Raw genomic sequence first — 12,305 nt, forward strand, 5'->3', positions numbered from 1 at the left:
GGTTGAGGAGGAGAAGGCAAAGCTTGCCAAGTACACTGAGATGTCTGAGCAGGTTGCCGAGCGTCTTGCACAGCTTAAGAAGTAATTATAAGGTCCCGACAGACGGAATTGGCTTTTCGCCTGCCGGGATCTTCGTTTTTATTGTGTCGATGAGACATTTCCTTCATATCATATAACAGAAGAGGTTTTTCTGTCGGTATGAAGGAGGTGGAGAAATGGGATTCACAAGTATTCCCATACGCAACATCATACGTGAAGCTGTTGCAAGGGGCGGCATAATAGTGGATGTCAGGGACCGCGATGAATTTCTGGAGGGACACATCCCCATGGCGGTAAATATTCCATTTGAGTTGATAGAAGCGGGGGAGTATACTCTTCCCAAAAGCAAATATCTGCTGGTATACTGTGCTCATGGGGTGAGCAGCATGAAGGCTGCGCTCATCATGAGCGAGGATGGATACAGAGTTATCAACACGGTGGGAGGTCTGGCGCAGTACAGAGGCCCGCTCACAAGACAGCGATAGAACAAATATACAACCCACAGAAAGGGCAGGAAATGAGTAGAGTAGAACTTATAGCTCCATGTCATTTTGGACTGGAGTCGGTACTGAAAAAAGAAATACTTGATCTTGGATACGAGATAGTCCAGGTGGAGGACGGAAGGATCACATTTGCCGGAGACGAGAGTGCGATTGCAAGGGCAAATATTTTTATAAGGACAGCCGAGCGTATCATGCTCAAATGTGGCAGCTTCAAGGCCGCCACATTTGACGAGCTGTTCGAGGGAACAAAGGCCATCGCCTGGGAGAAGTATCTGACAAGGGATGCAAAATTCTGGGTGTCCAAGGCGACATCAAACAAGAGTGCACTCTTCAGTCCATCGGATATACAGTCCATAGTCAAGAAGGCTATGGTTGAGAGATTGAAGCAAACATACAGAGTGTCATGGTTCACGGAGGATGGCGCAAGCTATCCGGTGAGAGTATTTATATTCAAGGATATAGTGACCATAGCACTTGACACGTCAGGTGTGTCACTTCATAAGAGGGGATACAGAAAGCTGGTTGGAAAGGCTCCTATATCGGAGACGCTGGCGTCCGCGCTGATCATGCTCACGCCGTGGCACAGGGACAGAGTCCTTGTAGATCCGTTCTGCGGAAGTGGAACATTTCCGATAGAGGCTGCCATGATAGGCGCACATATCGCACCGGGAATGGACAGGGAGTTCACGGCCCAGGAGTGGTCCAAGATCTGTGACAAGAAGATATGGTACAATGCGGTGGATGAGGCTCATGATCTCATAGACCACGATGTGAAGATGAACATACAGGGATATGATCTGGATGGCGATATGGTGAAGTGTGCCATGGAGAATGCCAGGGCAGCAGGAGTGGAGCAGCACATCCATTTTCAGCAGAGGGATGTGAAGGATCTGAGAAATCCGAAGAAGTATGGATTTATAATCACAAATCCACCTTACGGAGAGAGACTTGAGGAGAAGGAGGCTCTGCCTGAGCTGTACAGAACCATCGGCGAGAGCTATAGGAGTCTTGATGACTGGTCAATGTTCCTCATCACATCGTATACGGATGCGGAGAAGTATATCGGCAGAAAGGCCGACAGAAACCGCAAGATATACAACGGAATGATAAAATCATATTTCTATCAGTTTATGGGACCGAAGCCGCCTAAACGAAGGAGAGAAGAATCTTGAAGAAATTTGTATATATAATTCTGATCCTTGCCATAGGTGCTCTGGCGTATTACGGAACAAAGGAGCCGTCGGGACGTCTGGAGAAGAACGAGGAGGATCAACACGCAGTTTCCGGCATGTCTGAGAAGCTTGCGGGCGATTACAATGAAGCGGGACTCACACTGTATGTAAATGGCAGTGAGGTGGAAGAGGACGAGTACAAGCCGTATGTAAGCAATAATCTTCACCTTATGATGCCGCTGAAGATGCTCAAGGATAAGATGAAGTGTACATACATAGAGTATGTGAATGGTAGTATCGTGATCAAGAGGAATGAAGGAGTCGCCAGACTGGTGCTTGATTCCCAGGATGCAGAGCTGGACGGCAAGGACGTGAAGATCGCGGATGCGCCGATAAAGAAGGATGACGAGACATTTGTCCCTATAGAGTATATAGCGGACACGCTTGACTATACATGTGAGTACAATTATGACACAGGCCGTGTATCCCTACAGAAGGTCGGTGAGGACAGTAAGCTGCCGGCCGCCTACGACATGAGAAAAGAGGGCAGGGTCACAGAGGTCAGAGACCAGGGAGACTCGGGAACATGCTGGGCATTTGCGTCGCTGGCTGCGCTTGAGACAACTCTTATGCCGGATGAAAAGCTGCAGTTCTCTGTGGATAACATGACCATGAACAACGGATTTGGCGTTGAACAGTTTGAGGGTGGCCAGTACAGGATGAGTATTGCATATCTTGCATCCTGGAAGGGACCGGTTCTCGAGAAGGATGATCCGTACGGGGATGACAAGACGAACTCCAAGCTTAAGGCCGTGAAGCATTTGCAGGAGGCGGAGATAATTGACGACAAGAATCTGAAGGCTGTGAAAGAGGCAGTGTACACCAAGGGCGGTGTGGAGACTGCGATATACAGCGATATGATAGATGCCGACAGCAGCTCGGAGTATTACAACGAGGAGACTCATGCGTACTATTATGATGGTTCAGAGGGAATCAACCACGATGTGGTAATAGTAGGATGGGATGACAATTACAGCAAGAACAACTTTAACAAGGCGCCGAAGAAAGATGGTGCTTTTATCTGTAAGAACAGTTGGGGAACCGAATTTGGCGAGGATGGATATTTCTATATATCCTACTATGATGCGCATATTTGCGAGACCAGTGTTGTGTACACCAGACTTGAGGGTGCAGACAACTACGATAAGATATACCAGTCGGACAAGCTGGGCTGGGTCGGAGTCCTTGGATTTGACCAGGAGGATGCCTACTTTGCAAATGTTTACACGGCAGGCAAGAGCGAGGAGCTCAAGGCTGTGTCATTCTATGCTACTGATGCAAAGACGACATATGAAGTATATGTGGCTACAAATTTTGAGGACACTGACGATCTGGCAAATAAGAAGCTTGTCGCGTCAGGCGAGATGGAGTACGCAGGATACTACACGGTCAACCTGGATGATGTGGTCAAGCTCCCGGATGAAAAGAAATTTGCGGTCATAGTACATATAACCACGCCGGGCAGCAAATACCCGATAGCCATAGAGTATGATGCGGATTCCATGACCGACAGCTTTGACATCTCCGATGGAGAAGGCTATATAAGTCTGTATGGAAATCAGTGGTACAGTGCGGAAAAAGAGAGAAAATGTAACGTCTGCCTCAAGGCATTTACGGATAAGACAGAATAAACAGGAAGTGTATGTAAGCTGTGGGAAAGGAGAACTATTATGGATAAGCTGATATTTGCAACGGGAAATGAAGGAAAGATGAAGGAGGTCCGCATGATACTTGCTGACCTCGGATTTGAGATACAGTCCATGAAGGAGGCTGGGATCGATATAGACATAGTGGAGGACGGACAGACATTTGAGGAGAATGCTCTGATCAAGGCGAGAGCCATCAGCAAGGAGAGCGGATGTCTGGTGCTTGCGGATGACTCAGGACTTGAGGTCGATTACATGGACAAGGCGCCTGGAATATACAGCGCAAGATTTCTTGGTGAGGACACGTCATACCGCATCAAGAACCAGTACATAATAGACAAGCTGGCCGGGGTTCCAGATTCTGAGAGAACAGCAAGATTCGTGTGCGCTATAGCAGCAGTGTTCCCGGATGGAAGCGAGTACACAGAGCGGGGAACCATAGAGGGAATCATAGGCTACGAGGAGCGCGGCGAGAACGGTTTCGGGTATGACCCTATATTTTACCTTCCAGAGCTGGGCAAGACCACTGCGGAGCTTGATCCTGAGGAGAAGAACAAGATCAGTCACAGGGGAAATGCACTGAGACTGATGAAGAACGTCATCAGAGCGCACAGGGAGAGTAAGTGAGAATCAGGAATAAATCAGTTAATGATCAGTGGGATCGATGGATTCTCGTTAGGAGGAATAGATGAAAGTACTGATAATAAGTGACACTCATGGCAAGAGTAGCTGCTTAAAACAGATACACGATATAGTTGGCGACGTGGACATGCTGATACACCTCGGTGATGTGGAGGGAGACGAAAAGCTGATACATGATCTTTTCAAATGCGAGATCCACATGGTGAGGGGAAACTGCGACTACAACCCGGAGCTCCCAATATATGATGAGTTCAACATCGGAGACAAGAAGGCATTTATAACCCATGGACACAGGTACAGTGTGAACAGCGGAATCTCCTATCTGGAGGAACTCATAGATCTGGAGGGATATGACTTCGTGATGTATGGACATACACACCGCCGTGACCTGACGTGCTACAAGGATTCATACATTGTCAATCCGGGAAGTCTGGCTCTGCCGAGGGACAACCGGATTGGAACGTATATGCTGCTTGATTTTGACCAGCACGGAACGCCGTTTTTTGCGCAGAATGAGCTACCGAGGGTAGAGTCGAATGTGTCAAGTTTTCGAAGAAAATTTGACATGTAGCATCAGCCCTGCCGAAGGCAGCTTTAAATGGCTGATGTTCCATACCGGAGGAGAAGAAGAGGAAGAAGTTTTTTGAGGATCTGTGGGGATAGGGCAGACCGTTCCAGAAAAATAAATAAGGATTGGAAATAGAATGAAGAAACACGATATAGTTGAAGGTGTGATAGACACATATGAGTTCCCGAACAAGGGAAGCTTTCATATGGATGACAGAAAAGTAACAGTTAAGGGTGCGATAAAAGGCCAGAAGGTGAGCTGCCGCATAACGAAGCTGAAGAAGGGCAAGGCGGACGGAAGGCTCCTTGAGGTTCTTGAGAAATCTGAGCTTGAGGATGCTTCACCGGTTTGTTCGCATTTTGGTATGTGCGGTGGCTGCAGTTACCAGACGCTCAGCTACGAGAACCAGCTCAAGGTGAAGGAGGAGCTTGTCAAAGGCCTCCTTGACGGAGTGATAGACAGCGAGGTTCACCCTTATGAGTGGCAGGGGATACTTGCATCTCCTGTGACAAAGGGATACAGGAACAAGATGGAGTTCTCATTTGGCGATGAGTATAAGGATGGTCCGCTGGCACTGGGACTTCACAAGAAGAACAGCACGTACGACATCGTACAGATGGATGACTGCTATATAGTAAATGATGATCTGAACAAGATAGTGAAATATACTGTCCAGTTCTGCAAGGAGGCGGGACTCCCATATTACAAAAAGATGCAGCACGAGGGGCTTCTGCGCCATCTGGTTATCAGACGTTCGGCGACAAATGGCGATCTGCTGGTGAATCTGGTGACAACCACCCAGAATCTGGCGGCTCTCGACCTTGATGCATACGTGAAGGGGCTGCTGGAGCTGCCGCTTGAGGGTAAGATCGCGGGAATTCTACACACGGAGAATGACTCCATGGCGGATGCGGTCATCAGTGACAGGACAAATCTGCTATATGGAACAGAGTATATATATGAGACGGTTCTTGGGCTTCAGTTCAAGATATCACCATTCTCATTCTTCCAGACAAATACAAAGAGTGCGGAGAGACTCTATGACAGGGCACGTTCATATGTGGGTGACACAAAGGATGCAGTCATATTCGACCTCTACAGCGGAACCGGAACGATAGCCCAGCTTCTTGCGCCTGTCGCAAAGAAGGTCATCGGCGTGGAGATAGTTGAGGAAGCCGTGGAGGCCGCCCGTGTGAATGCGGAGCTTAACGGCCTTGACAACTGTGAGTTCATCGCCGGAGATGTACTCAGGGTAATAGATGACATAGAGGACAAACCGGATTTCATAGTGCTTGATCCACCTCGTGACGGAATCAATCCGAAGGCCCTGTTGAAGATCATCAACTATGGTGTGAAGGAGCTTGTGTATATAAGCTGCAAGCCAACATCGCTTGCAAGGGATCTGGAGACTTTGCAGGAGCATGGATATTTTGTGACCAAGGCTTGTGCCGTCGATCAGTTTCCGGGTACTGTTCATGTAGAGTGCGTGACATTGCTCCAAAGGAAAAATACCTGAAACTCCTTGAATTTAGGCACTTTGAGCGACATGTCCTGTTTTCACAAAGTGACCGAAAAGAGAAGAAAAAGGCAATTTCCAACGGAGTAAATGTCCAAGTGGTTGTGAAGGTGTAGTTCGGAAACACAAAAATCTATCGTTCATATTTCATCAATAATAACTAACAATTCAATAAGGTAACAAAGAGGTTTGAGCCGCTTATTTTCAAGTGATTTTGAAAATAAGCGGCTCGTTTTGTTTTGACAGAGATTATCTGGCAAACAGTATTTTTTAGGAGGTAATTGAATTTATGAAGAAAAAGGAAGAATTGTATTCTTGTTCGCAACAAGACCACAATGCAATGGCTGAAACGGATATAAAGATGGTTCCCATTGCGGATTTACACGACTTTGAGGGGCATCCCTTTAAGGTAGAAAATGATATGGCACTTTTTGAGCTGATGCAGAGTATTGAAAAAGAGGGTGTCATTGTTCCAGCATTGGCAAGACCGAGAGCAGAAGGCGGCTATGAGCTGATTGCCGGGCATAGAAGAAAGGCTGCCAGTAAATGGGCAGGTCTTGATGTAATGCCTGTGGTAATCAGAGAACTTGATGATAATCAGGCAGTTATAGCTATGGTAGACAGTAACCTGCAAAGAGAACATTTGAAACCAAGTGAAAAGGCATTTGCTTATAAGATGAAGCTTGATGCGATGAAGAGGCAGGGGGCGAGGACTGATTTAACTTTTTGCCAAGTTGGCGAAAAGTTAGAAAATCCTACATTACAAACGCATTCATTGGCTGGTGGATATGATGCTGATGGAAAATGGATGTTGTTGCAAGATAAAAGCGTCGAAGATGCAATTATAAGAAGTAATCAATCATTGGCAATGCAGACAGGAGAAAGTCAAAGGCAAATATCACGTTATATTCGTCTTACCAATCTCATCCCTAAGCTTCTTGATATGGTAGATGATGGAAAGATTGCTTTTACCATTGCGGTGGAACTTTCCTATCTGACAGAGGAACAGCAGTATGAACTTTATGAAGTTATGGATATGGAGCAATGCACACCGTCATTATCTCAGGCTAATCGTATAAAGCGAATGAGTCAGTATGGAGAGCTGGATATGGATGTAATGTTTCTCATATTAGAGCAGGAAAAGCCAAACCAGAGAGAACAGATTAAATTGCGTGCAGATGCTGTGGAGAAGTATTTTCCGGAAGGATATACACATAAGCAGAAAACAGCGTTGATTGAACAGCTTTTAAAGGAATGGCATGAAAAACAGCAACTTGATAAAACAAAGGGTATTGGTACCAGCCGGGGTAAAGTAAGATAGGAGGTCGTTAAGATGAGCAATGAATTATCTATATTTGAAGCTATGGGCGGAACATACAGAACGGTGGATGGCATTTTGTATCCCAATATTAGTGAGTGTTCGGATAATACTTTATCCGTCACAATCACTGATGTGGGAAAATATGGTCTGATTTGGATTTCTTATATGAAAGAAAATCATATAGACCGATACCGCCACCATATCCGTATGGGGCAGCTTCATCGTAAGGCACAGGAAGTAAATGAGCAGGTTTATGAGATGTTGGATTCAATTATGAATAGGTATTTGGCATCACATAAACCGAAAGACACTAACTCCACAATGGAAATGTGGAAATTAAGAGAGCAGGCTAAACAGCTTGCGGAGGAGGTTATTTATGGAGAGATTGTATACCAGTATCACTAACAAGGAACAGAACAACAATTATTTGCAGACCGGAAGAACGGGAGAAAGAGAGGATTTTATGAGAGAGAATTTATTTATGACTGAAACATTTGAGGCACCTGTTAGGATTGCACTGGATCACGGCTGGAGTTCCATTAAGGGCGAGCATACTTTTATGGAAACTTCGGTGGTGCCTGTAGAATATACGCCACTGACCAATCACGGACTTTTGGAATATAAGGGTAAGAAGTATATTGTGGGTCAGGGCAGACTTGGAAAGCAGGCAACTAAGACCGAGAATGAGAATTACTTTTTGCTGACCTTGGCAGGGATTGCCAAGGAGCTTAAGTATCAGGGTAAGGCACAGGCAGAGCATGTGGAACTGTATGCAGGTGTGCCACTTACCCTGTTTGGTGCGGAGCGTAAGGAGTTTCGTGATTATCTATGGCATAAGGAACGCATTTCTTTTAACTTTGAGGGAGTGCATTATTCTTTTTATATGGATAAGGTTAAGATTTATGCCCAGTGTTATGCGGCTATTGCAAACCGTATGGGAGATATGGACAGACTCAGATGTGTGGATTTGGGTTCTTGGACACTGGATGTGCTTAGTGTCAGAGATAAAATTCCTATGGATAAGGACGCTTACACCTATGAGCTGGGACTGATTACCACCATTGAGCGTATTAAAAAGGATGCCTTACCTACACTTCGCTGTGAAATTCCGGAGGATGATATTATTGATGTTATCCGTGGAAAACAGTCCAATGTAAATGCTGATTTTATTCCATTTATTGAAAAGGGATTGCAGCAGTATGCTGACGATGTGGAAGCAAAGCTTCGTGAGATTAAGGTAGACCTTGCCCATGAGAATATTGTGTATGTGGGCGGTGGTGCATGTGTGATGAAGCGTTTTGGTAGAACAAAGGGTAGAAATATCCAGTATGTAACGGATGTGAAGGCAAATGCAATTGGTTATCGTTATCTTGCTGATAATCTGGGATAGGAGGTACCTATGGGAAATTCAATATCCTTTCGGCTAAATCCGAAATGTGCAAGTGACAGAAAAATCCTTGCATGGCTGGAAGAAAAATCCAGCCAGCCGGGATATATGAATCAGACAGAGCTCATCAAGCAGGCATTAATTACTGCTATGGCGCAGGAGGAAAAAGGTGTCAAAGAAAAGGAAGCTACCCAGTGGATGGACGAAGCAATTCATAAAGCAGCGGAGGAATTTGCAAAGGTTGTGCAGGAAACATCACAGAATGTGGCAAATAATACCTTTGCAGGAGTGATGGGAGCCATGATGCAACAGATGAATATGGGTACCATGAATTTGATGCAGGGGACACAGCCTTTAACCGGAGGATATATGAATTCTACTGTTATCGGTATGAAAGTACCAGTGAATGGTATGTCAACTAATGTTCCCAACATGGTGTCATCTACGACTGAGACACAGGTGCCTGATGATGAGTTGAAAACAGATGATTTCAATGGTATGGATAATGACACGAAGAGTAAGCTGGGTAATCTGTTTGATATGGATGATGATTAAGACGGACAGCGTAAGAAAAGAGCGTATGACGGACTGTCTTACAAAAAGGTGCGATGTAATACACATTTGCCTTATTTGTAGAACAGACCTTTTTCTATGGGAAAAAGTGTCATATGAGTTTCTTACGGAGCCGGCTAAGCCTTCGGCATAAAATAAAGTCTGCTTGCAGGCTTTATTTTTTTGACCGCAAGGCGAAAGAAGCTGGGGCTTGGGGATGCCAAATCCCCAACAAGTTCCTGCCCGTGTATATACAGGGCGGAACTTGCTCTACCTTATGCGACGTATCCGGAGCTTGTGCCGACTTAGGTCGGCACGCATCAGTGGAAATAGGATTTCTTTTAGAAATGATGCGCAGAGCTGTAGCAGGATTTCATATGGAAAGCGTGTTTGGTGGATTTTCTGTAAGACGGGTGTATGACAGATTTCTATATAACCGGCGAGCAGATATATGCGCGGGCAACGAGCCAAGCGAGAATGCTTGCATTCTCATTTGGCGACTGCCGCGACAGCGAACAGTTTACTGTGAGCTTGCGAGCCGCTAGAAATTTCAGTAGGAGATATTCACGAGCCGTGCGAGTGTATCCGTGAGCGACCATAGGGGAGTGAGCGTAGACCAGAGGGAGGAGCGAAAGCGACGGCGAAAAGCATCTGCCGTATACGGCAGCATTATTATTTCTACAGGAGTAGCAATTAACAATATAACAGTTTTAGGACATGAGAAGCAGGTGAGAAATTGCCTGCTTTTTGTTTTGTCAGATTGGAGGTTTTGTATGGGAAAGACAGATAAAAAGAAAGAGAATATGGCTTTAATGTCTATGCGTATTTCCGCAGAGGATAAGGAACTGATTGAGGAAAAAGCGAGAAAAACCGGGCTTACCACTTCAGAATATATGAGACGATGTGCTTTGGGCAGGAAACTGCCTTGCTATGGAGATACCGGTCTTTTAAGGGAGTATTCCATGCAGCTTGGAAAGATTGGCTCGAATCTGAATCAGATAGCAAAGCATTTGAATGGTGGTGGCGATTTTTGCAGCGTTTATTATGAAGTAAAGGAAGCCGTAAGGGAGCTGCTTGATTTGAAGTTTAAGATTCTGCCGGCATTGGAAGATGTGGCTTGTGGTAAAAAACGCAGGCGTAAAAGCGGAAAGGATGGTGAGAGCTAATGGCGATATTGAAGCATATTTCAGTAAAGAACAGATTTTATTCTGATGCAGTGGAGTATCTGACCTGTCAGTTTGATGAATATACTAATAAGCCCATTCTGGATGGAAAGGGCAGGATTATGGAGCGTGAAAACTATCTGATTGATGGCGTGAATTGTGATGTGGACAGTTTTGGTGCAGAGTGTATTGAAACCAACAGATTTTATGGAAAGAACAATTCTGTGAATGATGTAAAGGCACATCATTATATTATCAGCTTTGAACCGGAGGATGATATTACAATGGAACAGGCAATGGAGTTTGGAAAGAAGTGGCTTGCAGAGTTTGCTCCGGGGCATCAGGCAGTAGTTGCAGTGCATCCAGACGGTCATAATAACAGCCGGAATATGCACATTCACATGGTTATTAATTCCGTGCGGAAATTCCCCGGCAGGAAAAGCATATGGCACGATAAACCATGCGAGTGGAAGCAGTGCTGTAAGCATAAAAGCACTGGTAAGATGATGTATCATGCAAAAAAGTGGGTAATGGATAAGTGTATCCGTCTGGGATTGGGGCAGGCGGATTTACTTGCCAGAAAGCATAAGGATAATTACTGGGTGGAAAAACGCCTTATGGATAAGAATGCATCAGACGGTGTGGGAGTTACTTCCGACCGGGAACTTATAAGAAATACCATTGACAAGATTCTGCCGACGGTAAATTCATTTGAACAGCTGATAGAGTATCTGCGTGCAATTTACCACTGGACGATTAGAGTTACGAATAAAACTGTGACTTTTGCCATGCCGGATATGAAGAAAGGAATCCGAGGTAATAAGCTGGGAGAAGGGTACGGAAAGGCAGAGCTTGCGGACAGGATTAGAGGTTTTGTTGCAGAAAGGGAAGCAAAAGACCTTGCCATGAAGCAGATGGAAGCAGAGATTGAGGCATTGATTCAGTCAGAGCAGGAGAAGAAGCGAAAACAGGCAGAAGAACTGAAAAAGAGGGAAGGGATATCAGCCATAAGAAATCGTGTGGCTGAACGCAATAGCCGTAGATTCAATCTTTATCTGGATGAAATGGACAGAAAAGAGTGGAATAATGCTTATCTGGACTATCTGGAAGGTCAGGAAATAGTGGACTGGAAAACAGCTACAGCAGAAATGATTTCTACACCGATTATGACCAGAGTGGAATTTGAAGCAATGCAGGAAAAGCAGGCTAAGAGAGAAGAGGCTGTTTCATCATATACGGAGACTCCTGTTATTGACGAAGTGGTTGCGGAGAATGAAGAATCTGTGGTTGAGATAAATGATATAAGTGTGGAAGAAGTTGTTGCTGATTTTTATGAAACGGATGCAGTGTCACAGGAATCGAAGGCTGAGGAGCAAATCGTGGATGTTGTAGTAAAAGCAGAGAAATCTGAGCAGATTGATTACACTGAACTTTCTTTGGAGGAGCGTGCAAGAATCCTTCCCGCACCTACGGATGATTTTGAAGCAGAGTTTAAAGCATTTAAAGAACGTTTGGGTTATGTGGGTGCTAAGCTTGCAAGTATTCAGTACAAGATGGAAATTTATGATGAGTTTCGGGAAGAGTATGATTACCGCAATCGTTGTCATAAGGTCGAGGAAGCCAGAACTGTAGATAGAAGCAGAGGAGCGAGATAATCGCTCCTAACCCTTGTTAGAGGATGGTAAATTGATAGGATTTCAGATTGTGAATAGCAGATATTAAGTTATAATAAATAT

Annotated in this window: 12 protein-coding genes; all 12 read left to right on the plus strand. The window is 45.1% G+C overall.

Features of this window, described 5'->3' with window-relative positions; translation table 11 throughout:
- The first annotated feature begins 215 nt into the window (after window positions 1-215).
- The 12 genes from AB5150_RS09970 (at window position 216) to AB5150_RS10025 (ending at window position 12,224) form a co-directional block, all read left to right on the plus strand.
- Window positions 216-524: a rhodanese-like domain-containing protein gene (locus tag AB5150_RS09970; protein ID WP_022217548.1), complete on the plus strand. Its 309-nt coding sequence runs from the start codon at window positions 216-218 to the stop codon at window positions 522-524.
- Window positions 525-556: 32 nt separating this feature from the next.
- Window positions 557-1,714 carry a class I SAM-dependent RNA methyltransferase gene (locus AB5150_RS09975; protein WP_368291771.1) on the plus strand — a complete coding sequence of 386 codons (1,158 nt, stop codon included), beginning with the start codon at window positions 557-559 and terminating at the stop codon, window positions 1,712-1,714.
- Window positions 1,711-3,405: a lectin like domain-containing protein gene (locus tag AB5150_RS09980; protein WP_022217549.1), complete on the plus strand. Its 1,695-nt coding sequence runs from the start codon at window positions 1,711-1,713 to the stop codon at window positions 3,403-3,405. Before AB5150_RS09975 ends, AB5150_RS09980 begins: the two co-directional genes overlap by 4 nt.
- A 39-nt stretch (window positions 3,406-3,444) precedes the next feature.
- A complete protein-coding gene (locus AB5150_RS09985; RefSeq protein ID WP_055271933.1) occupies window positions 3,445-4,047 on the plus strand; it encodes an XTP/dITP diphosphatase in 603 nt (200 codons plus the stop codon).
- Window positions 4,048-4,108: 61 nt separating this feature from the next.
- Window positions 4,109-4,633 (plus strand): metallophosphoesterase, encoded by a 525-nt coding sequence (locus AB5150_RS09990; RefSeq protein ID WP_368291772.1) that lies wholly within the window; start codon window positions 4,109-4,111, stop codon window positions 4,631-4,633.
- Between the two features lie 133 nt (window positions 4,634-4,766).
- Entirely contained in the window at window positions 4,767-6,146 is a 1,380-nt protein-coding gene (gene rlmD / locus AB5150_RS09995; protein ID WP_368291773.1) for a 23S rRNA (uracil(1939)-C(5))-methyltransferase RlmD, read from the plus strand.
- A gap of 289 nt (window positions 6,147-6,435) precedes the next feature.
- Window positions 6,436-7,467: a ParB/RepB/Spo0J family partition protein gene (locus tag AB5150_RS10000; RefSeq protein ID WP_022216210.1), complete on the plus strand. Its 1,032-nt coding sequence runs from the start codon at window positions 6,436-6,438 to the stop codon at window positions 7,465-7,467.
- Window positions 7,468-7,479: 12 nt separating this feature from the next.
- Window positions 7,480-7,872 carry a TnpV protein gene (locus AB5150_RS10005; RefSeq protein ID WP_022216209.1) on the plus strand — a complete coding sequence of 131 codons (393 nt, stop codon included), beginning with the start codon at window positions 7,480-7,482 and terminating at the stop codon, window positions 7,870-7,872.
- Window positions 7,844-8,857, plus strand: a complete 1,014-nt coding sequence (locus AB5150_RS10010) for a ParM/StbA family protein (protein WP_055145149.1) — start codon at window positions 7,844-7,846, stop codon at window positions 8,855-8,857. Before AB5150_RS10005 ends, AB5150_RS10010 begins: the two co-directional genes overlap by 29 nt.
- Window positions 8,858-8,866: 9 nt before the next feature.
- Window positions 8,867-9,409, plus strand: a complete 543-nt coding sequence (locus tag AB5150_RS10015; protein ID WP_368291775.1) for a hypothetical protein — start codon at window positions 8,867-8,869, stop codon at window positions 9,407-9,409.
- Between the two features lie 770 nt (window positions 9,410-10,179).
- Window positions 10,180-10,572 (plus strand): plasmid mobilization relaxosome protein MobC, encoded by a 393-nt coding sequence (mobC, locus tag AB5150_RS10020; RefSeq protein WP_055145155.1) that lies wholly within the window; start codon window positions 10,180-10,182, stop codon window positions 10,570-10,572.
- Window positions 10,572-12,224: a relaxase/mobilization nuclease domain-containing protein gene (locus tag AB5150_RS10025; RefSeq protein ID WP_055271928.1), complete on the plus strand. Its 1,653-nt coding sequence runs from the start codon at window positions 10,572-10,574 to the stop codon at window positions 12,222-12,224. Before mobC ends, AB5150_RS10025 begins: the two co-directional genes overlap by 1 nt.
- Window positions 12,225-12,305 lie beyond the last annotated feature (81 nt).

Origin of the sequence: Coprococcus sp. RTP21281st1_F1_RTP21281_210402, from assembly GCF_040915325.1 — a bacterium.
GTDB lineage: Bacteria > Bacillota > Clostridia > Lachnospirales > Lachnospiraceae > Coprococcus > Coprococcus aceti.

Bases quoted from the DNA above. Each gene is read 5' to 3' on its own strand.
- AB5150_RS09970 (WP_022217548.1), top strand. From the start codon at position 216: ATGGGATTCACAAGTATTCCCATACGCAACATCATACGTGAAGCTGTT.
- AB5150_RS09975 (WP_368291771.1), top strand. From the start codon at position 557: ATGAGTAGAGTAGAACTTATAGCTCCATGTCATTTTGGACTGGAGTCG.
- AB5150_RS09985 (WP_055271933.1), top strand. From the start codon at position 3,445: ATGGATAAGCTGATATTTGCAACGGGAAATGAAGGAAAGATGAAGGAG.
- AB5150_RS09990 (WP_368291772.1), top strand. From the start codon at position 4,109: ATGAAAGTACTGATAATAAGTGACACTCATGGCAAGAGTAGCTGCTTA.
- rlmD (WP_368291773.1), top strand. From the start codon at position 4,767: ATGAAGAAACACGATATAGTTGAAGGTGTGATAGACACATATGAGTTC.
- AB5150_RS10000 (WP_022216210.1), top strand. From the start codon at position 6,436: ATGAAGAAAAAGGAAGAATTGTATTCTTGTTCGCAACAAGACCACAAT.
- AB5150_RS10005 (WP_022216209.1), top strand. From the start codon at position 7,480: ATGAGCAATGAATTATCTATATTTGAAGCTATGGGCGGAACATACAGA.
- AB5150_RS10010 (WP_055145149.1), top strand. From the start codon at position 7,844: ATGGAGAGATTGTATACCAGTATCACTAACAAGGAACAGAACAACAAT.
- AB5150_RS10015 (WP_368291775.1), top strand. From the start codon at position 8,867: ATGGGAAATTCAATATCCTTTCGGCTAAATCCGAAATGTGCAAGTGAC.
- mobC (WP_055145155.1), top strand. From the start codon at position 10,180: ATGGGAAAGACAGATAAAAAGAAAGAGAATATGGCTTTAATGTCTATG.
- AB5150_RS10025 (WP_055271928.1), top strand. From the start codon at position 10,572: ATGGCGATATTGAAGCATATTTCAGTAAAGAACAGATTTTATTCTGAT.